Source organism: Delftia sp. WSY_12 (assembly GCF_043104645.1).
GTDB classification, from domain to species: Bacteria; Pseudomonadota; Gammaproteobacteria; order Burkholderiales; family Burkholderiaceae_C; genus Comamonas; species Comamonas tsuruhatensis.
This window is the reverse complement of record NZ_JBICKW010000012.1, coordinates 528188-549782: the sequence shown is the minus strand read 5'-3', so window position 1 is coordinate 549782 and position 21595 is coordinate 528188. Positions and strand designations below refer to the sequence as shown.

Sequence of the window (21595 nt, the reverse complement as noted above, 5' to 3'; positions counted from 1 at the left end):
GCATTCGTCGGAATCGACGATGGGCGCGCGCCGGGCCGGTTCCTACCATGGACCGGCCACCACAAGAAAAGCGGGCACGGCGCCCGCAAGCCAGGAGACCACCATGCGCAACCCCTTCGCCCGCGGCCCCCGCGCCCTGATCGCCTGCCTGGCGCTGGTCCTGCCGGCCGTCACCCCGGTGCCAGCCCAGGCCCAGAAGAAGTACGACACCGGCGCCAGCGACACCGAGATCCGCATCGGCAACTTCGTGCCCTACTCAGGTCCCGTGTCGGCCTATGGAACCATCGGCAAGACCCATGCGGCCTACTTCGCCAAGATCAACGCCGAAGGCGGCATCAACGGCCGCAAGATCACCTACCTCTCGGCCGACGACGCCTACAACCCCGCCCAGAGCGTGGAGCAGACGCGCAAGCTGGTCGAGCGCGACGGCGTGCTGCTGATGTTCGGCGCGCTGGGCACCTCGCACAACCAGGCCGTGCATCGCTACATGAACCAGCGCAAGGTGCCCCAGCTGTTCGTCTCCACGGGCGCCACGCGCTGGGGCGATCCGAAGAACTTCCCCTGGACCATGGGCTGGCAGCCCACCTACCAGCTCGAAGGCCGCACCTTCGCCCAGCACATCCTGGCCACGCGGCCCCAGGCCAAGGTGGCCGTCCTGATGCAGAACGACGACTTCGGCAAGGACTACCTCAAGGGCGTGCTCGACGGCTTTGGCGAGCAGGCCAAGCAGCGCATCGTCGTGCAGCAGACCTACGAGGTCGGCGACCCCACGGTGGACAGCCAGATGGTGGCGCTCAAGGGCTCGGGGGCGGACACCTTCATCAACATCAGCACGCCCAAGTTCGCGGCCCAGTCCATACGCAAGGCCGCCGACATCGGCTGGAAGCCTGCGCACTACCTGGTCAGCGTCTCGCTGTCCATCAGCTCGGTGCTCAAGCCCGCTGGCCTGGACAACGCGCGCGGCGTGATGACGGCCAGCTACCTGCGCGAGCCCTCGGACCCCTCCAACCAGGGCACGCCCGAGCTGGCGGGCTACCTGGCCTTCATGAAGCAGTTCTACCCGGCCGGCGACCCCAACGATTCGCTCAACGTCATCGGCTACTCCCAGGCCCAGACCCTGGTGCAGGTGCTCAGGCAGGCCGGCGACGAGCTCACGCGCGCCAACATCATGAAGCAGGCCGCCAGCCTGAAGATGGACCTGCCCATGCTCTACCCGGGCATCAGCCTGCAGACCAATGCGGACGATTTCTTCCCCATCAAGAAGATGCAGCTCGTGCGCTTCGACGGCAGCCGCTACGCGCCCGTGCAATGACCCCGGCCTTCAAGACAACGACAGGAGACAACCCCATGCCCGCCTTGCAAGGACTGATGCAGGACCGCCCGCTCATGATCTCGTCGCTGATCGAGCATGCGGCGCGCTTTCATCCGCACACCGAGATCGTCTCGCGCCTGCCGGAAACCCGGGACGGTGGCCTGCACCGCACCGACTGGGCCGGCATGCGCCGCGCCTCCTGCCAGGTGGCCAACGCCCTGCAGTCGCTGGGCGTGCAGCCCGGCGAACGCGTGGGCACGCTGGCCTGGAACAGCTGGCGCCACCTGGCGCTGTACTTCGGCGTCTCGGGCAGCGGCGCGGTGCTGCACACCATCAACCCGCGCCTGTTTCCCGAGCAGATCGAATACATCGCCAACCATGCCGAGGACCGGGTGCTGTTCTTCGACGTGACCTTCGCGCCGCTGGTGGAAAAGCTCGCACCGCATCTGAAGACCGTCACCACCTATGTCTGCATGAGTTCGCGCGAGCACATGCCCGCGCTGGACCTTCCCGGCCTGCACTGCTGGGACGAGCTGGTGGGCAACCAGAGCGAGGACTTCGACTGGCCCGAGTTCGACGAGCGCACGGCCTCGTCGCTGTGCTACACCTCGGGCACCACGGGCCACCCCAAGGGCGTGCTGTACTCGCACCGCTCCACCGTGCTGCACACGCTGATGGAGCTGGCGCCCGACACCTTCGGCCTGAACGCGAGCGAGACCGTGATGCTCATCGTGCCCATGTTCCATGCCAATGCCTGGGGCACGCCCTATGCGGCGGCCATGGCCGGCGCACGGCTGGTGCTGCCCGGCCCGCACCTGGACGGCCAGAGCGTCTACGAGCTCATGCGCGACGAGAAGGTCACCTTCTCGCAGGGCGTGCCCACCGTGTGGCTGATGCTGTTCCAGTACCTGGATGCGCATCCCGACATCGACCCGCGCGCGCTGGGCGTCAAGAGCATAGGCATCGGCGGCGCGGCCGTGCCGCGCGCCATGCTGGAGCGCTTCGAGAACCAGTTCGGCGCCCAGGTCTTGCAGGGCTGGGGCATGACCGAGACCAGCCCCATCGGCGTGGTCAGCAAGCTGCTGCCCCGGCACGACGCGCTATCGGGCGAGGAACTGGTCAAGGTCAAGCTCAAGCAGGGGCGCGGCGTCTGGGGCGTGGACCTCAAGATCGTGGACGACGACGGCCGGCCCCTGCCCTGGGACGGCCAGGCCCGGGGACACCTGCGCGTGCGCGGCCCCTGGATCGCCAGCGGCTACTTCAAGGGCGAAGGCGGCTCGCCCGTCGATGAGGAAGGCTTCTTCACCACGGGCGACGTGGCCACCATCGATGCCGACGGCTTCCTGCAGCTGGTGGACCGCGCCAAGGACGTGATCAAGTCGGGCGGCGAGTGGATTTCCTCCATCGACGTTGAGAACGCCGCCATGGGCCATCCCGGCGTGGCCGAGGCCGCCATCATCGGCGTGGCCCATCCCAAGTGGCAGGAGCGGCCGCTGCTGCTGGTGGTGCCGCGCGCAGGCCACAGCGTCAGCCGCGAGTCCATGCTCGACTTCCTGTCCACGCGCATCGCCAAATGGTGGCTGCCCGACGATGTGCTGCAGGTGGCCGAGCTGCCGCACACGGCCACGGGAAAACTGCTAAAGACCAAGCTGCGCGAGGAGTACAGGAATTACCCCCTGAGCCGCTGAGCGGCTTCCCCCAATGGGGGACGACACCTTCGGTGCGGGGCGGCCCTTCCTCGGTGTCTCTCGCTTGGACAACGCCAGTTCCATAGCGCTCTGCTCTATGGTTCATTGAAGAAAAGAGAACAAAGGAGACCTCCATGCCAGGACCGCTTGAAGGCGTGCGCGTGGTCGAGTTCGCGGGCCTGGGCCCGGGGCCGTTCTGCGCCATGCTGCTGGCCGACATGGGTGCCGAGGTGCTGCGCATCGCGCGGCCCGGCACGCCGGTCGATGCGCAGGACATCACCACGCGCAGCCGCAGCCAGGTCGAGATCGACCTGCGCGGCGAGGAAGGCCAGGCCTCGGCCCTGGCGCTGATCGCACGCGCCGACCTGCTGATCGAGGGCTTTCGGCCCGGCGTGATGGAGCGCCTGGGCCTGGGCCCCGAGCCCTGCCTGGCGCGCAACCCGCGCCTGGTCTACGGCCGCATGACGGGCTGGGGCCAGCACGGGCCGCTGGCGCATGCGGCGGGGCATGACATCAACTACATCGCCATCTCCGGCGCCCTGCACGCCATCGGCCGCGCGGGCGAGGCGCCCGTGCCGCCGCTCAACTACGTGGGCGACTTCGGCGGCGGCGGCATGCTGCTGGCCGTGGGCCTGCTGGCCGCCCTGCACGAGGCCGGGCGCAGCGGCCGGGGCCAGGTCATCGATGCGGCCATGACCGATGGCACGGCCCTGCTGTCAGCCTTCATGTACGGCTTCAAGGCCAAGGGCCAGTGGAGCAACCAGCGCGGAGAGAACCTGCTGGACGGCGGCGCGCACTTCTATGACACCTATGCCTGCGCCGACGGCAAATACATCGCCATAGGCGCCATCGAGCCGCAGTTCTACGCCGAGCTGCGCCAGCGCTGCGGCATACAGGACCCGCTGTTCGACGCGCAACTGGACGCCGCACGCTGGCCCCTGCTCAAGCTGCGCCTGGCCGACGTGTTCCGCACGCGCACGCGCCAGCAGTGGTGCGAGTTGCTGGAAGGCAGCGATGCCTGCTTCGCCCCCGTGCTCGACTGGGACGAGGCGCCCCAGCATGCCCACAACCGCGCGCGCGCCACGTTCACCGAGGCCGGCGGCGTGCTCCAGCCCGCGCCGGCGCCGCGCTTTTCGCGCAGCGTGCCCGAGCAGCCCCGCCCCCCGCGCGCCGCCAGCCTGCAGGACACGCTGGCCGCCTGGAACGCCCGCTCCTGAGGAAACCCCATGCCCATGTATCTCACCCAGGCCATCCACAAGGGCCGCCGCGAAAGGGCCGGCGCCACGGCAGCCATCTGCGGCGCAGAGCAGGCCAGCTGGTCGCAGCTTGCGCAGCGCATCGAACGCTGCGCCGGCCTGCTGCGGGCGCTGGACGTGGCGCCCGGCGACCGCGTCGGCATGATGGGCCTGAACTCCATCCGCTACCTTGAATACTTCTATGGCTGCTGGTGGGCAGGCGCCGCGGTCAACCCCGTCAACATCCGCTGGAGCGCGCACGAGGTGGCCTACTCGCTGGACGACTGCGACACGCGCGTGCTCTTCGTGGACGATGCCTTCGCGCCCCTGGTGCCCCGGCTGCGCGAGCTGTCCTCCAGCCTGCGCACCGTGGTGTTCTGCGGCACGGGCGCCGCGCCCGAAGGCGCGCTGCACTACGAGCAATTGCTGGCCGCCGCCACGCCCTGCGCCGACGCGCTGCGCAGCGGCACCGATCTGGCCGCCGTGATGTATACGGGCGGCACCACGGGCCGGCCCAAGGGGGTGATGCTCAGCCACGACAACCTGTTCATCAACGCCCTGTCCAATGCCAGCAACGTGCCGCGCCAGCATGTGAAGGTGGGCATGGTGGTCACGCCCATGTTCCATGTGGCCGGCTGCGGCCTGGCCCTGCTCATGGCCCAGCGCCTGGTACCCCAGGTCATCGTGCCGGCCTTCGACGAGCTGGCCATCCTCGCCGGCGTGCAGCAGCACGGCGTGAACGAGTTGTTCCTGGTGCCCACCATGATCCGCCGGCTGATCGAGCATCCGCGCATGGCCGAATTCGACCTGTCCAGCCTGCGCCTCATGCTCTACGGCGCGGCGCCCATCGACGCCAGCCTGCTGGAGCGCGCCATGCAGGCATTGCCCGGCGCCGACTTCGCCCAGGCCTACGGCATGACCGAGCTGTCGCCCACCATCGTGTCCATGGGCCCGGCCGAGCACCGTCCCGGCCCGCAGCGCGAGCGCCTGCTGCGCGCGGCCGGCCGGCCCGTGACCATTGCCGAGGTGCGCATCGTCGATGGCGAGGGCCGCGAGCTGCCTGCCGGCGAGGTGGGCGAGATCACGGCACGCGGCCCCATGGTCATGCAGGGCTACTGGAACAGGCCCGCCGAGACGGCCGCCGCGCTCAAGGACGGCTGGATGCACACGGGCGACATGGGCCGGCTGGATGCCGACGGCTACCTCTTCGTCGTGGACCGGCTCAAGGACATGATCGTCAGCGGCGGCGAGAACGTGTACTCGGCCGAGGTCGAGAACGCCATCGCCCAGCTGCCCCAGGTCGCCATGTGCGCCGTCATCGGTGTGCCCGACGAACGCTGGGGCGAGCGCGTGCACGCCGTGATCGTCGCGCGCGAGGGCCAGCCGCTGACCGAGGCCGAGGTCATCGCCCACTGCCGCGAACGCATCGCGGGCTACAAGTGCCCGCGCTCGGTGGAGTTCCGCAGCGAGCTGCCGCTGTCGGCCGCGGGCAAGCTGCAGAAATTCCAGCTGCGCGAGCCCTACTGGCAGGGCCGCGAACGCCGCATCAACTGAACCCCTCAATCCACCGGTCCAAGCCATGCCACTGCAACTGACACGCTCCTGGAGCACCCCCGAACTGGAAAGCCTGCGCGCCACCGCCGTGCGCTTTCTGGAAACCGAAATGCAGCCGCAGGACGAGGCCGCACGCCAGCGCGGCAACGTGGGCCATGCCATCTGGCGCCGCGCCGGCGAGCTGGGCCTGCTGTGCACCGACATCCCCGAGGACTACGGCGGCGGCGGCGGCGACTTCCGCCACGAGGCCGTGATCCACGAGGAGATGGCGCGCCGCGCCCTCTCGGGCATGAGCAACTCCGTGCATTCCATCGTGGCCCACTACCTGCTCAACCACGGCACCGAGGCGCAAAAGCGCAAGTACCTGCCCGCCATGGCGCGCGGCGAACTGGTGGGCGCCATCGCCATGACCGAGCCCGGCGCGGGCTCGGACCTGCAGGGCGTGCGCACGCGCGCAGAACTCAGGGACGGCCACTACCGCATCAACGGCAGCAAGACCTTCATCACCAACGGCCTGCTGGCCGGCCTGATCCTCGTGGTCTGCAAGACCGACCCGGCCCAGGGCGCGCGCGGCACCTCCATCCTCATCGTGGAGACCCGGGACTGCGCGGGCTTTCGCGTGGGCCGCGTGCTCGACAAGATGGGCATGAAGGCCCAGGACACCTCGGAGCTGTTCTTCGACGACGTGACCGTGCCGCAGGACGCGCTGCTGGGCGGGCGCGAAGGCCAGGGCTTCTACCAGCTCATGGGCGACCTGCCCTACGAACGCCTGATCATCGGCCTGGCCGCCCTGGCCTGCATGGAAGGCGCCTATGAGGCCACGCTGGCCTACGTGCGCGAGCGCCGCGCCTTCGGCCAGGCCATTGCCGACATGCAGAACACCCGGTTCAAGCTCGCCGAGGTGGCCACCACGCTGACCGTGGGCCGCGCCTTCATCGACCGCTGCGTGGAGCAGCTGGTGGCCGGCACGCTGGACACGGCCACGGCCTCCATGGCCAAGCTCTGGGGCTCGGAAGCGCAGGGCCGCGTGCTCGACGAACTCGTGCAACTGCATGGCGGCTACGGCTACATGAACGAATACATGGTCACCCGCATGTACGCCGATGCGCGCGTGCAGCGCATCTACGGCGGCACCAGCGAAATCATGAAGGAAGTGATCTCGCGCGCGCTCTGACGCTCCGATCCCCTGGCGGCGCCAAGCGCTGCCGCAGTCCCCCTATTCCTTCCCCGGCAGCACAGGAGACAGCAGCCATGACCCTCGACGACCTCATCTACAAGCCCGGCCTGCTCCAGGGCGAACGCATCCTCGTCACCGGCGGCGGCACCGGCCTGGGCCGGGTCATGGCCGAGGCGTTTCTCATGCTGGGCGCCGACATCCACCTGTGCGGCCGGCGCGGCGCCGTGGTCGAGCAGACAGCGCAGGAGCTGGTGCAGCAGCACGGCGGCCGGGCCACGGGCCATGCCTGCGACGTGCGCCAGCCCGAGGCCGTGGAGCAGATGATCGAGGCCATCTGGGCCGACGGCGGCGCGCTCACGGGCCTGGTCAACAACGCGGCCGGCAACTTCGTGAGCCGCACCGAGGACCTGTCCATGCGCGCCTTCGACGCCGTGGCCAACATCGTCATGCGCGGCAGCTTCAACCTCACGCTGGAGTGCGGCCGCCGCTGGCTGGCCGAGGGCCGCAAGGCCAGCGTGCTGTCCATCCTCACCACCTGGGTCTGGAACGGCTCGGCCTTCACCGTGCCCTCGGCCATGGCCAAGTCGGGCGTGCATGCCATGACGCAGTCGCTGGCCGTGGAATGGGGCAACCGGGGCATACGCTTCAACGCCATCGCGCCAGGCCTGTTCCCCACAGAAGGCATGAGCGCGCGGTTGAACCCGCAGGGCGGCGAGCATGTGCGTGCCGACAACCCCATGGGCCGCAACGGCCGCATGCCCGAGCTGGCCAACCTGGCCGTCTTCCTCATGAGCCGCCAGGCCGAGTACCTGACGGGACAGACCATCGCCATAGACGGCGGACAATACCAGGCGACGGGCGGCAACTTCGCCGGGCTGGCCAGCTGGAGCGACCAGGACTGGGCGAATGCGCGCAGCGCCATCGAATCGCGCAACGCGGCCGACCGCCAGCAAAGAACCGCATAGACACAAGGAGACAAGCCATGAGCCAAGAACGCGTGCGCATATCGGTGGACCACGGCGTGGCCGAGGTGACCCTGGCCCGGCCCGACAAGATGAATGCGCTGGACCCCGCCATGTTCGACGCCCTGATCGACGCATTGGCGCGGCTGCGGGACACGTCCGGGTTGCGCGCCGTGGTGCTGCATGGCGAGGGGCGCGCCTTCTGCGCGGGCCTGGACATGGGCAGCATGGCCGGCATTGCCGACGGCCAGCAGACGGCAGACATGACGGACCTGGCCGCGCGCACGCACGGCATTGCCAACCGCTTCCAGCAGATCTGCTGGGGCTGGCGCGAACTGCCGGTGCCCGTGATCGCCGCCGTGCACGGCGTGGCCTACGGCGGCGGCCTGCAGCTGGCGCTGGGCGCGGACATCCGCCTGGTGGCCGAGGATGCGCGGCTGTCCATCATGGAAATCAAGTGGGGACTGGTGCCCGACATGGCCGGCTGCGCGCTGGCCGCGCCGCTGGTGCGCGGCGATGTGCTGCGCGAGCTGGTCTACACGGGCCGCATCGTGCCCGGCCCCGAGGCCGTGGCCCTGGGCCTGGCCACGCGCGTGAGTTCCGCGCCGCTGGAGGAAGCGCGCCACCTGGCCCGCCAGATCGCGGCCAGCAGCCCGCACGCCATGCGTGCGTCCAAGCGCCTGATGCAGCTCAGCGAAACGGCATCGCCCCAGGACATCCTGCTGGCCGAGGCGCGCGAGCAGCAGGCCCTGCTGGGCAGTGCCAACCAGGCCGAAGCCGTGCGCGCAGGCCTGGAAAAACGGGCCCCGGTGTTCAGCGACCAAGGCCTTTAGACACCTCTTGAAACAACCACCGGACCCTGCCCGCGGGTCCGGCGCGGCCATCCGTAATTACCCTTAATCGACGCCCTTTCGCCACTGCGCTGATTTTTTAGGCATTCCGTGGAAAGCCTTGCAGGGCGCGGATTCGGCAAGTTACACCCGGAGTTTTCCACAACTCCGTCCACATGCATCGGGGATAAAAACCCGGGGCCGAAGGGACATGCAGGAGCAGGCATACTTGACGGCTCGCCTCGGCCTCCCCCCTTTCCCATGCCCCGCCTGCACGCCCCCAGCAAGGAAGACAGCCGCCTGCTGCCGCCTTTTTCCGCCCTGCCGGAACGCTGCATCCACGTGCCCGCCACCGACGCCGAATTCGCGGCCGCCCGCGCCGCGCTGATGGCCGCGCCCGTGCTCGGCTTCGATACCGAGAGCAAGCCTCTTTTCCACGCCAGCCAGACCGACACCGGCCCCCATGTGGTGCAACTGTCCACCTGCGACCAGGCCTGGCTGCTGCAGCTGCACCATGCGCAGGCACGCGCGCTTGCGGCCGACGTGATGGCCAGCGAGGCCATCTGCAAGGCCGGCTTCGGGCTGGACCATGACCGCAGCGCGCTGCCCGCGCGCCTGGGCGTGGCGCTGAACAACGTGATCGACCTGGACCGCGTGTTCAAGCGCCATGGCTACGCCAGCTCGGTAGGCGTGCGCGCGGCCGTGGCCCTGGTGCTGGGGCAGAACTTCCAAAAGTCCAAGAAGATCTCCACCTCCAACTGGGCTGCACCGCAGCTGAGCCTGGCCCAGCGCCACTATGCGGCCAACGACGCCCACGGCGCCGCTATGGTGCATGCCGCGCTGCCGGGCTGGGAGCTGCGCCAGCCGGCAGCGGCCCAGCGGCCTTCCAGGCCTGCGCTTGAACCGCGCGGGCCGCGCGAGTCCAGCGCGCCGCAGACGCCCCAGACAACGCGTCCGCCCCGCACCGCTCGCCTGCTGCAGGCTGCGGTAGCGCCGGCCAAGTCCTAGAGCGTTTCCTCTTCCTTCACCAGCCGCACCCGGTCCCGGCCTGCGCGCTTGGCCTCGTAGAGCATGGCGTCGGCACGCGCGAGCGCCTGCTCCAGCGTCTGGCCCGACGCCATCCAGGCCACGCCGAAGCTGGCGGTGATGCGCACCTCGTCGGGCAGTCCGCTGAAGCCCATCAGGCGCAGCTGGGTCTGTATGCGCCGGGTGATCGACTGCACGGCCAGAGGGTCCGCACGCGGCAGCAAGGCCACGAACTCTTCCCCGCCAAAGCGGGCCACCAGGTCCTGCTGGCGCGTGCTGCGCAGCAGCAGTCGCGCAAAGCGCTGCAGCACTTCGTCCCCGGCCGCGTGGCCCCAGCCGTCGTTGACCCGCTTGAAATGGTCCAGATCACAGACCAGCACGGCGGCTGAAAGCTGAGGGTGCTCGGCCCGCCGGCGCTGCACCTCCTCCTTGAAGGCGCGCCGGTTCAGAAGCCCTGTCAGCGGATCGCGGTCGCGCTCCTCATGCAGCTCCTGCACGGTGTCGCGCACCGCCGCCGCCAGGAACACCATGGCGAACAGCAGGCCGAACACCAGCAGGCTCAGCTGCTTCGCCAGGCACGCGGAAGAAACGCCCAGCCATTCACTGGCCGCGTCGGCCGGTGGCGAGGCGCCAGGGGGTGTCAGCCACAGCGCACGAACGAAAAAGCTCAGCGCAAAGACCACGAACACCCCCAGCAGCAGCCGGTCCCAGTCCGTACCGGGATGCCTGCGCGGCAAACGCCACAGCGGCAGGGCCAGTTGCAGTCCCAGGCCGAAATTGAGCACATGCTGGCGCGCCTGCGCATCGGGAACGACCCAGGCGTAGTAGCCCAGCACCGCCAGCACTGCGCTGCCAAAGACAGCCGCCAGCGGCGCATCCGGTCGCACGCCCTGGCGCATGGCCATGGCCTCGGTGATGAACCAGGCCGCACACAGCTGCAGCGCGGCCGTGGCCAGCGCATTGACGGGCACGGCCGCAGGCCGCTCCAGGACCTGCAGCAGCAGCGCCAGGCTGAATCCGGTGAAGGCGAGGGACATGCTGCGCAACTCGCGCCGGGCACGCAGATGCCGCCAGCAGACATAGAAACAGCCGGCCAGCAGCGAGGTGCACAAGGGCACCGCCAGCGCCAGAAAATGTCTTGCTGTCAACGTCACCATCAACTCCCGAATGGAGTCTAGCGATCAGGTCACGTTACAACACGTTGTTAACAAAAATACACATTCACTCACGATCCTGGCAAAGCCAGGCCGGACATATCTGCGCACGGCAGAGGAGCAACCGGTCTGCGGCGTATATGTTCGTAACCAACGCATCGTTGGGCACCGGAGGCCGGCACGCCACAATGCCAACCGTCCTCCGCTTGTAAAACCTCAGGACTTACGCAAACAGGATGCGGGAACGCGCCGCTGCCCATGGCAAATGGCCCGCCCTGCCCTTCTTGCGTAAGCCGTCACCAGAAAGGCAATCTTCCATGCGCATCGAAACCCTGGCCGTCCACGCCGGCTACTCGCCCGACCCCACCACCAAGTCGGCCGCCGTGCCCATCTACCAGACCGTGGCCTATGCCTTCGACAGTGCACAGCATGGTGCCGACCTGTTCGACCTCAAGGTGGCCGGCAACATCTACACGCGCATCATGAACCCCACCACCGACGTGCTGGAAAAGCGCGTCGCGGCGCTGGAAGGAGGCATTGCCGCCGTGGCCGTGGCCTCGGGCATGGCAGCCATCACCTATGCCATCCAGGCCATCGCGGAGGCAGGCGACAACATCGTCTCGGCCAGCACGCTCTACGGCGGCACCTACAACCTGTTCGCCCACACCTTCCCGCAGCAGGGCATCACGGTGCGCTTTGCCGATCCGCGCGACCCGGCCAGCTTCGCCCAGCACATCGACGAAAAGACCAAGGCCATCTTCATCGAGTCCATCGGCAACCCGCTGGGCAATGTCACCGACATCCGCGCCCTGGCCGACGTGGCCCACGCCCATGGCGTGCCGCTGATCGTGGACAACACCGTGCCCAGCCCCTACCTGCTGCGCCCCATCGAGCATGGCGCCGACATCGTCGTGCACTCGCTGACCAAGTACCTGGGCGGCCACGGCAACAGCGTGGGCGGCGCCGTCGTGGACAGCGGCAAGTTCCCCTGGGCCGAGCACAAGGCCCGCTTCAAGCGCCTGAACGAGCCCGATGTCAGCTACCACGGCGTGGTCTACACCGAAGCCCTGGGCGAGGCAGCCTACATCGGCCGCGTGCGCGTGGTGCCGCTGCGCAATACCGGCGCCGCACTGTCGCCGCACAATGCCTTCCTCATCCTGCAGGGCATAGAGACGCTGGCCCTGCGCATGGACCGCATCTGCGAGAACACCCAGAAGATCGCCGAGACGCTGCAAAGGCATCCCAAGATCGAATGGGTGCGCTACGCCGGCCTGCAGGACCATCCCGACCACGCCCTGGTGAAGAAGCAGCTGGGCGGCCGCGCCTCGGGCATCCTGTCGTTCAGCCTCAGGAACGGCAGCGGCGACAGCGACACCCGCGCCGCCGGTGCGCGCTTCCTGGATGCGCTGCAGCTGTTCACGCGCCTGGTCAACATCGGCGACGCCAAGTCCCTGGCCACGCACCCGGCATCGACCACGCACCGCCAGCTCGACGCCGAGGAACTGGCCAAGGCCGGCGTCACCGAAGGCATGGTGCGCCTGTCAGTGGGCATTGAGCACATCAGCGACCTGCTGGCCGACCTGGAGCAGGCGCTGGACAAGGTCTGAGACGCCCTCAGCGCCTGCGCGAGCGCTCGCGCAGTTCCTGCGAGGAATAGAAGATCAGCGGGTCCGGCGTGCGCTGCGGATTGGCGCAGGGCTCGATGGCATGGCCGCGCGGCGGGGCGCAGCGGGCCAGGTCACGCAGCTGGGCCTGGGTTCGTTCGGCGTGGCGCGCGGCGGTCTCTCCTTCGGAAGGGCGGCTGCCGGGCACGATCAGGCGCAGCTCCATCTTGCGGATGGCCGGCTCCACGGCGTAGGTGCCCTGGAACTGCAGCACCACGCGGCGCTCGGGCAGGTCCACCGTGGCCAGCACGGCACGCATGGGCACGGGAATCATCGCTCCCGACTGGTAGCGCACCAGCACGAAGGGCGCAAAGGGCTTGGGCAGCTTCAGCGCCAGCGTCTGGCCCTTGCCGTTTCCATTGCCGTTACGCGCATCGGCACGCACACGCAGCTGTCCGCCATCGGGCAGATAGCGGTCCAGCCGCCAGCCGGTGGCCACGCGCTGCGCGCCCACACAGGGCGCGTAGTAGTACTCGGTGGGGTCGGCATCCTTGCCCGTGTACAGCATCTGGGCGCCTTCATGCTCGGTCAGCGTCTTGATGGCCGCATCGGCGCCATCCGCCTGGGCACCGACCAGCGTGCCGCCGCGCACGAACACGCCCGTATACGGGAACCAAGTGGTGCGCTGGTTGGCCACGGCGCCATAGGGCTTGCATTCGGTGGACATGCTCTGGTCCTGCATGTCGGCATGCGGGGCGACGGGCTCGCCGCCCTGGCCGCCGCCCTGGTCGGCCAGGGTCAGGCGGCCATCGGACTCGATGGTGAAGGTGGCCTTGGCCACCATGGAGTAGTAGCGGCCGGCTGCGTCTTCGCCGATCAGCAGCAGGCTGGGCAGGGGCGTGAGGTTGGCCACCTCGGGCTCGGCGCGCGGCGTGTCGGCCGGGGCCTGGGCAGGCACCTGGGGCCGGGGCTGCTCCTGTGGCTGGCTGGGCGCCGGAGCCTGGGGCGGCGCAGTGGCGCAGCCGGCAAGGACCAGGGACAGCGGCATGGCAAGAACAAGCGAACGCAACAACATGGAACTCCCTCGGATCATTGAGGCCGACGATGCTACTGCATGCACCGGCGGGCGGCGCAATGCATGGGGATGCGGCAGGGGCAGGCTCAAGCCGGATCCCGCGCCAGCCGCAGGCCGGTCATCTGCCAGCGCGCCTGCGTGGGAAAGAAATTGCGGTAGCTGGCGCGCACATGGCCTGGCGGCGTGAGGCAGGAGCCGCCCCGCAGCACATACTGGTTGACCATGAACTTGCCGTTGTATTCACCCACGGCGCCCTCCGCGATCTGGAAGCCCGGGTAGGCGCCGTAGGCGGACTGGGTCCATTCCCAGACCTCGCCCAGCGCAAGGCTGCCGGGCTGCATGGCGCGCGGGTGCACGGGGCCGGGAGGCTCGTCGTGCTCGGGGCGCTGCGCCATGGGTGCGGCAAAGGCCGCCTCCCATTCCGCCTCGGTAGGCAAGCGCGCACCGGCCCAGCGCGCATAGGCGTCGGCCTCGAAATACGAGATGTGGCAGACGGGGCGGCGCCCGTCCAGCGCCAGCGCGCCATGCAGGCTGAACTCCTGCCACGTGCCGTCCGATGCGCCATCCAACGCGCCGCCTGCATTGCGCCGCCAGTACCAGGGATGCTCCAGTTGCTGCGCGCAGCGCCAGTCCCAGCCTTCGGCCAGCCACCACTGCGGCTGGGCATAGCCGCCGTCCTCGACGAAGCGCAGGAACTCGGCATTGCTCACGGGCCGCTGCGCGATCTCGCAGCCTTGCACAAACACCTCGTGGCGCGGGCGCTCGTTGTCGAACGCAAAGCCCTCGCCGCCATGGCCCACGGCATGCATGCCACGCGGCACGGTCTGCCACTGCAGCGGGGCAGGCGTTCCATCTGCCGGCCCAGGCGCAGGCATGCCCTCTTCCTGCTCTCGATAGGCAGGCCACAGCGGGTGGCACGACAGCAGGTGCTTGATGTCGGTCAGCAGCAGTTCCTGGTGCTGCTGCTCATGCTGCAGGCCCAGCTCCAGCAACGCGGCCAGACGCGCAGGCGGCTGCGTGCCCCAGTCCTCGAACATCTGCAGCATGCGCTGGTCCACCGCCTCGCGATAGGCCAGCACCCGTGCCAGCGAGGGCCGGGTCAGCAGCCCGCGCTGGGCACGCGGATGCCGCGCACCCACCTGCTGGTAGTAGGAGTTGAACAGCACGCGGAAGTCGGGATCGAAGGGCGGCACGCCGGGCGCGTGCTCGGCCAGGACAAAGGTCTCGAAGAACCAGGTGGTATGCGCCAGATGCCATTTGGCAGGGCTGGCATCGGGCATGGACTGTACGCAGGCATCCTCGGCGGACAAGGGGGCGGCCAGCAGCACGGTGGTCTGGCGCACGGCCTCGTAGCGCTGCACCCAGCGGAAGACGGCGGGCATTTCACGCATGGGCATGGATCACGGCAAACCACTGGCGCTCATCGGTCCAGACCTGGCAGGCCCCGAAGCCCGCACAGGCCAGCATGTCCAGGAAGTCGGGCAGCGGGTATTTGTAGCTGTTCTCGGTATGTATGGTCTCGCCGGCCGCGAAGTGCCGCAGCCCCTGGGGCCAGCCCACGATCAGCGGGCGCCGCGCGCGCAGGTGCATTTCGATGCGCGAGTGCTCGGTGTTGAAGAAGGCCACATGTTCCCAGTCGCCCTCGTTGAAGTCGCTGCCCAGCAGGTGGTTCACATGGCTGAGCAGGTTGAGGTTGAAGCGCGCCGTCACGCCCTGGGCATCGTCATAGGCAGGCTCCAGCCACTGTATGGGTTTGGGCAGGTCTATGCCGATCAGCAGCCCACCGTCGTCGCTGAGCAGGGCCCGCATCTGGCCCAGCATGCGCTGGGCCTGTTCAGGGTCGAAGTTGCCTATGGACGAGCCCGGGTAGAACAGCAGCCGGCCGGCCTGCGGGATATAGGGCGGCAGGGCCAGCGGCTCGGTGATGTCGGCCGTGACGGCATGGGCCTGCAGCTGCGGAAACTCCTCGGCCAGGCGCCGCACGGACTGGCGCAGGAAGGCGCCCGCAATGTCCACGCCCACAAAGTGCCGTGGACGCAGGCTGCGGCACAGGCCGCGCACCTTTTCGCAGTTGCCGGCACCCAGCTCGATCAGCACCTCGCTGCCGCGCAGGGCCTCGGCCATGGCCGGACCGGAGTCGGCCAGGATGGCGGCCTCGGTGCGCGTGGGGTAGTACTCGGGCAGCCGCGTGATCTGCTCGAACAGGTCGCAGCCGCGTGAGTCATAGAGAAACTTGGGCGAGACCCGGGCCTGCGGCTGCATCAGCCCGTGCTGCAATTCGGCCAGGGTTGCTCGCAGGGCGCTGTCTGCCAGCTCCGGCGCAGCCTCTCTCCTGCCACCTTCGGCCGGTGTGCGCGGGGCCGAAGGCAGGGGCAGGGGCACGCGCTGGGCGCGCGACGCCAATGGAGGGGAAGACACGGAATGATCGTGGGCATACAGCATGGTGGGGGCCTCGCGTTGTGCGCCGACCGCCTCAGCATGGTGAATGCCGCGCCCCCGCCTTGCAGCGGGGAGCGGTCGCCAAGGGGGCGGGCAGCCAGAATGAAGCCTGCAAACTGGCGTCCCGCCTCGCAAGGCGCGCGCCGACAGGCCGAGGCACCAGCCTAGGCGCCCGCCCCAGGCACGCGGGTAGGACAGTTTCCAGCGAGCGTGTCTTTTTCATGACCTGCAGATCTGGTGCGCTGCAGCATGCCGGACGAAAAAAATCCGGTATGCCGCGAACGGCATACCGGACCAAGTACCCATCCTTGCCTCACTACGCGCTGCCGGATGAAGCAGCGCGTGCCTCGCTCATGATCCGAAGATCAGAAGCGATAGCCCAGTCCCACGCCAACCAGCACGGGGTTCACCTTGAAGGTGCCCACCTTGGTGCCGCCAGCGCGCACGTCCGTCTCGATGAAGACCTTCTTCACGTCGAAATTCAGCGACCAGTTCTTGTCCAGCGCATAGTCGAAGCCGATCTGCAGCGCGCCGCCAAAACTGTTCTTCTTGATGGAGGGGTTCAGCGCGGCCTGCACGGCGGGATCGAAGTTCACGCTGGAAAAGCGCGTGAAGTTGACACCGGCGCCCACGTAGGGCTTGAACGCGCCGAAATTGGTGAAGTGGTATTGCGCCAGCAGCGTGGGCGGCAGGTGCTTGAGGCTGCCGATCTGACCCAGGCCGTTGGCACGCAGGTCATGCTTTTGCGGGTAGGTCAGCACCAGCTCGGCCGCGATGTTGGGCGTGAAGAAGTAGGACACGTCCAGCTCGGGCATCCACTTGTCATTGATCGACAGGCCCAGGCCCGTGCTGTCCTTGTTGACGCTGTCCAGGTGGACGGCGCGCACGCGCACCATCCAGGGGCCTTCGGCCTGCTGCGCAAAGGCGGCACCCGACGACAGGGCGCAAACGGCAGCAACGGCGAGCAGAGTTCTTTTCATGATGGAGAGTCTTGGAGTAGCCCGGGGCAAATCCCGTAGCTGTATTGCAGCAGGGGCAGGCAAGGCCGGTCTTGTCCTAGCTCAAATCCGAAGGTGGGCGCCGTCGCATGGCCGGATCGCGTTGGATGCATGCAACGCCATGCGCGGCAGGCCAGTTGCGGCCAGGCTGCAGCCATTGCTCAAATAGAATGCGAATCATTATCAAATCCGCTTTCCCAGGAACCCGCTCCATGGCCGCCGCGCCTTCGCACCCCGATATCGCCCTGCTCTACAGCGACCACCACGGCTGGCTGGTGGGCTGGCTCAGGCGCAGGCTGGGCAATCCCTGCGATGCGGCCGACCTGGCCCAGGACACCTTCATTCGCGTGCTGGGCAAGCCCCAGTCCCTGCATGGCGTGCGCGAGCCGCGCGCCTGGCTCACCACCATCGCCCACGGCCTGGTCGTGGACCACACACGCCGCGCCGCGCTGGAGCGCGCCTGCCTGGACGCCATCGCCAGCCTGCCCGAGCCGCTGGCGCCCTCGGCCGAGGAGCGCCATCTGCTGATCGAATCCCTGGTGCGCATGGACAACCTGCTGGCCGGCCTGCCGCCCAAGGCCCGCAGCGCCTTTCTGCTCTCCCGCCTGGAAGGCCTGAGCTACCCGGAAATCGCCCTGCAGCTGGGCGTGTGCCTGAGCTCCGTCGAGAAATACATGGCCACCGCCATACGCCACTGCCTTGCCCTGCGCAGGGAACTGACGGCGTGAGCACAGACCAGGCCCCCCAGGCGCTGGAACAGGCCATTGCCTGGGCCGTGCGGCTGGCCTCCGGCACGGCCACCGATGCCGACCGCGCCGCCTGCCAGGCATGGCGCAGCAGCCACGCCGCGCACGAACAGGCCTGGCAACAGGTCCAGGCTGTCGAGGCCCAGTTCGCCCTGCCCGCCGGCCAGGCGGGACTGGCCCACGGCGTGCTGCGGTCCGCCGGCCCAGGGCCGGCGCGAGGCCGGCGCGCAAGCCTGCAGCGGCTGCTGTTCCTGGGCCCCGCTGCCCTGCTGCTGGGATCCATGGCTTGGCGCTGGGCTGCACCGCGCGAGCAGATCGCGCTGGAAACGGCCATTGGTGAGCGCCGCAGTACCCTGCTGGCCGACGGCAGCCGCCTGCACCTGGCACCGGACACGCTGGTGCAGGTGGATTTCACCTTGCTGCGCCGCGTGGTCCGCCTGGCACGCGGCGAGATCTTCATCGACACCGGCAGCGACCCGCGCTCCCTCGCAGGCCGACGCTCCTTCTGGGTGGAAACGCCGCTGGCCCGCTTCGAGGCCCTGGGCACCAGCTTCGGCGTGCGCCACGAAAAACACCCGGACACGGCCACGCGCCTGTACGTCACCGAGGGCCGCGTGGCCATCCATGTCAGGGCGCTGGACGGCACTGCGCCAGGCCCCCTGGACGCCATCGTCGCCACCTCCGGCGAAACCCATGTGCTGCACGCCGGCCAGCACCGCCCTGTGCGCCTGCCCGACGAAGGCCTGGTGCCCGACGCATGGACCGACGGCGTACTGGTCGCCCGCCGCATGCGCCTGGACGCCTTCGTGACCGAGCTGTCACGCCAGACCGGCATGCCCATGGAATGTGCCGACGACGTGGCTGCCCTGCGTGTTTCAGGCGTATTCCAGCTGGACGGCCCGGATCCGGCGGGCCTTGCGCTGGCCGCCATTGCCCGCACGCTGCCTGTGCGTGTGGAGCGCGGACAAGGTGCAGCCAGCGGTGCCCGCAGCGCCAGGCGCCTGGTCAAAGCCTGATCCGGAATTTTTTCAGGCAGTCATTACGGGTTTCACACCGCCCGTTCGGCATAGGAGCAAAGACATCGCTTTTTCCTTTGCCGCTTCTCAAGGACTGCCTCCATGCCCAGCCTGCCCAGCACCCGCCGCGCCGCCCATCCACCCTCGTGCACACGCCCCACGGCGGTGGCTGCACAGGCCTTGATGCTGGGCCTGTTGATCACGCTGGGCCTGCCCATGACCGCCCTGGCCCAGAGCCCGAGCTCCGCCCCGGATGCCAGATCCATCCGGTTCGACCTGCCGGCCGGTGAACTGGAGACCAGCCTGCACAGCCTCGCGCGCCAGGCAGGCATCACCCTCTCGTTCGATCCAGCCCTGGTCCAGGGCCGACAGTCGGCGGCGCTGAGCGGTACGCGCGGCGTGCACGAAGGGCTTGCCGCCCTGCTCGCCCCGCACCAGCTGCAGGCCACGCGCACGGCCGAAGGCGGCTGGGCCGTGCACCGTGCGCGGCCCGGGGCCGCGGCCGAGCATGCGCTACCCACCGTGAACGTGCTGGCCGATGCCGAGCATGAAAGCGCCTGGGGCGCCGTGCCCGGCTACGGGCCGCGCCGCAGCGCCTCGGCCATGAAGATGGATGTGCCGCTGCTGGAGACGCCGCAGCAGGTCAGCATCATCGGCGAGGCCCAGATCCGCGACCAGGCCATCTCCAGCGTGGCCGAAGCCGTGCGCTACAGCGCGGGCGTGCGTCCCATGGACTACGGCATCACCGATGACGACGTGGCCGTGCGCGGTTTCTATCTGACCGGCACGGGCCTGTACCGGGACGGCATGCGCATGGTCCACAACGGCTTCATGACCAACCTGGAGCCGTATGGACTGGAGCGGCTGGAAGTCGTGCACGGCCCGGCCTCGGTGCTGTACGGCCAGTCCGCGCCCGGCGGCCTGATCAATGCCGTCACCAAGCGCCCGCGCGCCGGCATGCAGCGCGAAGTGGGCGTGGAATTCGGCAGCCACGACCGGCGCCAGCTCACGGCCGACATCGGTGGCGCCATCAATGAACAGGGCACGGCGCTGGCACGGCTGACCGTGCTCAAGCGCGAATCGGGCACGCAGTGGAACGGCCTGCGCGCCGACCGCAGCTACATCGCCCCCTCCTTCACACTGCTGGGCGAGCGCACCAGCCTCACCGTGCTGGCGCAGTACCAGGAGGACGAAACCGGCTTCGTCATCCCCTACTACCGCCAGACGCCTGCGGGCTGGTCGGCCACGGACATCAACGTCAGCGGACCGGGATCTGGCCACCACAAGCGCAACGCCAGCGTGGGCTGGCTGCTGGAGCACCGGCTGAACGACCAGCTCACGCTGCGCAACAACCTGCGCTACCTGGACGGCCGCAACGACCGGCGCGAGATGCGCAACCGGGGCCTGACGGCCGACCAGCGCGGCATGGCACGCCTGGCCATGGTGCGGCCCGACGCCGAACAGACCTGGGTCATGGACACGCAGATCGAAGGCCGCCACCGGACGGGTGCCGTCTCGCACCAGTGGGCCGTGGGCTTCGACTACTACCGCTCCAGGCTCGACTGGCGCATCTACTCGCTCAACGGCGCCGTGGCGCCGCTGGACCTGGTCAACCCCATCCACATCGCGCCGAACTGGAATGACAACTACCTCAGCGACCGCGCGCTGGCCCGCACGCACCAGGCAGGCCTGTACGTGCAGGACCAGATCAAGTTCGGCGAGCGCTGGGTGCTCAGCGCCGGCCTGCGCCGCGACAGCGCACGCATAGACACCGACTACGACGCGCGCGCCGCAGCCACCGCGCCCTTCGCCATCACCACCGTGCGCCGCACCGACAGCGCCGTCACCGGGCGGCTGGGCCTGATCTACCTGGCACCCAGCGGCCTGGCTCCCTATGTGTCCTTCAACAACTCCTTCCAGCCGCCGCTGACCACGGTCACGGCCACCGACGCCAACGGCAGGCCCTACGAGCCCGAGACCGCGCGCCAGTTCGAGGCCGGCCTGCGCTACGCGCCGCCGTCGGCTGGCTACACGCTCAGCGCCGCAGTGTTCGACCTGCGCAAGCGCAATGTGCGCACGCCATCCACACTCAACCCGCGCTTCGACGTGCAGACCGGCGAAGTGCGCAACCGGGGGCTGGAGCTGCAGGCCCAGGGCGAGATCGGCGGCGGCTTCTCGGCCATTGCGGCCTATACCTACCTCGACTCCAGGGTCACGCGCAGCAACAACGCCATCGAGATCGGCGCGCGCCCCGGCGCCACGCCGCGCCATGCCGCATCGCTGTGGGGCAAGTACCAGCGCGGCGCCCTGGAGCTGGGCCTGGGCCTGCGCCACATCAGCGCCACGCCTGGCGAGCTGCCCATGGACGGCGTGAAGACCCCCATGAACGACGCCTACACGCTGTGGGACGCCATGGCCGCCTACACCACCGGCCCGTGGCGCTTCTCGGTCAACCTCAGCAACCTCACCGACAGGCAGTACCGCACGCAATGCAACACCTTCCGTGGCGGCGCGCAATTCTGCGCGCTTGGCTTCGGGCGCGAGGTGCGTGTGGCGGCGGTCTATCGGTTCTGAGTGCCGCCATTGCTGCCCGCCAGGGGGAGCAATGCAGGCCCCCGCTCTTGGAACAACGCCCGGCGGAGAGCAACAGACAGCCCACTCGGCATGCATCTGCAGCACGCTCGGTGCAGCCTGCATCCAGCACAGCGCATCGCGGACCTGCTCGTCTGGATCGGATGGCGTTGCACCGCCGCAGCTGCATTGGTTCAGCCGCGCACCA

The 21595-nt window shown here is 68.8% G+C and carries 17 protein-coding genes; 12 read left to right on the top strand and 5 right to left on the bottom strand.

Going from position 1 to position 21595, the window contains the following annotated elements:
- Window positions 1-103 precede the first annotated feature (103 nt).
- The 8 genes from ACF8LI_RS07970 to ACF8LI_RS07935 all read left to right on the top strand — a co-directional run bounded on the left by ACF8LI_RS07970 (window position 104) and on the right by ACF8LI_RS07935 (window position 9766).
- Window positions 104-1312, top strand: a complete 1209-nt coding sequence (locus tag ACF8LI_RS07970) for an ABC transporter substrate-binding protein (RefSeq protein WP_392414476.1) — start codon at window positions 104-106, stop codon at window positions 1310-1312.
- 35 nt (window positions 1313-1347) lie between these two features.
- Window positions 1348-3000, top strand: a complete 1653-nt coding sequence (locus tag ACF8LI_RS07965) for a long-chain-fatty-acid--CoA ligase (protein WP_392414475.1) — start codon at window positions 1348-1350, stop codon at window positions 2998-3000.
- A gap of 134 nt (window positions 3001-3134) precedes the next feature.
- Window positions 3135-4217: a CaiB/BaiF CoA-transferase family protein gene (locus ACF8LI_RS07960; protein ID WP_012206624.1), complete on the top strand. Its 1083-nt coding sequence runs from the start codon at window positions 3135-3137 to the stop codon at window positions 4215-4217.
- Window positions 4218-4226: 9 nt separating this feature from the next.
- Window positions 4227-5789: a long-chain-fatty-acid--CoA ligase gene (locus tag ACF8LI_RS07955; RefSeq protein WP_209802313.1), complete on the top strand. Its 1563-nt coding sequence runs from the start codon at window positions 4227-4229 to the stop codon at window positions 5787-5789.
- Between the two features lie 25 nt (window positions 5790-5814).
- Window positions 5815-6963, top strand: coding sequence for an acyl-CoA dehydrogenase family protein (locus tag ACF8LI_RS07950; protein WP_197955736.1), 1149 nt, complete (start codon window positions 5815-5817; stop codon window positions 6961-6963).
- Between the two features lie 77 nt (window positions 6964-7040).
- Complete coding sequence (locus tag ACF8LI_RS07945) at window positions 7041-7931, top strand: SDR family oxidoreductase (RefSeq protein ID WP_016449208.1); 891 nt, start codon at window positions 7041-7043, stop codon at window positions 7929-7931.
- Between the two features lie 17 nt (window positions 7932-7948).
- Entirely contained in the window at window positions 7949-8761 is an 813-nt protein-coding gene (locus ACF8LI_RS07940) for a crotonase/enoyl-CoA hydratase family protein (RefSeq protein ID WP_046241661.1), read from the top strand.
- Between the two features lie 258 nt (window positions 8762-9019).
- Complete coding sequence (locus ACF8LI_RS07935) at window positions 9020-9766, top strand: 3'-5' exonuclease (RefSeq protein WP_392414474.1); 747 nt, start codon at window positions 9020-9022, stop codon at window positions 9764-9766.
- Here the strand turns inward: ACF8LI_RS07935 and ACF8LI_RS07930 are convergent.
- Window positions 9763-10941, bottom strand: a complete 1179-nt coding sequence (locus tag ACF8LI_RS07930) for a diguanylate cyclase (protein WP_392414473.1) — start codon at window positions 10939-10941, stop codon at window positions 9763-9765. The two genes, ACF8LI_RS07935 and ACF8LI_RS07930, sit on opposite strands and share 4 nt — an antisense overlap.
- 314 nt (window positions 10942-11255) lie before the next feature.
- Here ACF8LI_RS07930 and ACF8LI_RS07925 point away from each other — a divergent pair, with 314 nt between their 5' ends.
- Entirely contained in the window at window positions 11256-12545 is a 1290-nt protein-coding gene (locus ACF8LI_RS07925) for an O-acetylhomoserine aminocarboxypropyltransferase/cysteine synthase family protein (protein ID WP_016449204.1), read from the top strand.
- Window positions 12546-12552: 7 nt separating this feature from the next.
- Here the strand turns inward: ACF8LI_RS07925 and ACF8LI_RS07920 are convergent, their stop codons facing one another.
- From ACF8LI_RS07920 to ACF8LI_RS07905, 4 genes are all read right to left on the bottom strand, one after another.
- Window positions 12553-13617 carry a hypothetical protein gene (locus ACF8LI_RS07920; RefSeq protein ID WP_016449203.1) on the bottom strand — a complete coding sequence of 355 codons (1065 nt, stop codon included), beginning with the start codon at window positions 13615-13617 and terminating at the stop codon, window positions 12553-12555.
- 86 nt (window positions 13618-13703) lie between these two features.
- A complete protein-coding gene (gene egtB, locus ACF8LI_RS07915; protein WP_047473346.1) occupies window positions 13704-15014 on the bottom strand; it encodes an ergothioneine biosynthesis protein EgtB in 1311 nt (436 codons plus the stop codon).
- The gene (gene egtD, locus ACF8LI_RS07910) at window positions 15001-16059 is read right to left on the bottom strand and encodes an L-histidine N(alpha)-methyltransferase (protein ID WP_046241879.1); all 1059 of its coding nucleotides are present in this window, start codon (window positions 16057-16059) and stop codon (window positions 15001-15003) included. The genes egtB and egtD overlap by 14 nt, the downstream gene beginning before the upstream one ends.
- A 362-nt stretch (window positions 16060-16421) precedes the next feature.
- Window positions 16422-17036, bottom strand: a complete 615-nt coding sequence (locus ACF8LI_RS07905) for an OmpW family protein (protein WP_016449200.1) — start codon at window positions 17034-17036, stop codon at window positions 16422-16424.
- Window positions 17037-17266: 230 nt separating this feature from the next.
- Here ACF8LI_RS07905 and ACF8LI_RS07900 point away from each other — a divergent pair, with 230 nt between their 5' ends.
- The 3 genes from ACF8LI_RS07900 to ACF8LI_RS07890 all read left to right on the top strand — a co-directional run bounded on the left by ACF8LI_RS07900 (window position 17267) and on the right by ACF8LI_RS07890 (window position 21390).
- Window positions 17267-17782 carry a sigma-70 family RNA polymerase sigma factor gene (locus ACF8LI_RS07900; RefSeq protein ID WP_016449199.1) on the top strand — a complete coding sequence of 172 codons (516 nt, stop codon included), beginning with the start codon at window positions 17267-17269 and terminating at the stop codon, window positions 17780-17782.
- Window positions 17779-18816, top strand: a complete 1038-nt coding sequence (locus ACF8LI_RS07895; RefSeq protein WP_392414472.1) for a FecR family protein — start codon at window positions 17779-17781, stop codon at window positions 18814-18816. The genes ACF8LI_RS07900 and ACF8LI_RS07895 overlap by 4 nt, the downstream gene beginning before the upstream one ends.
- 102 nt (window positions 18817-18918) lie before the next feature.
- Entirely contained in the window at window positions 18919-21390 is a 2472-nt protein-coding gene (locus tag ACF8LI_RS07890) for a TonB-dependent siderophore receptor (protein WP_392414471.1), read from the top strand.
- Window positions 21391-21595 lie beyond the last annotated feature (205 nt).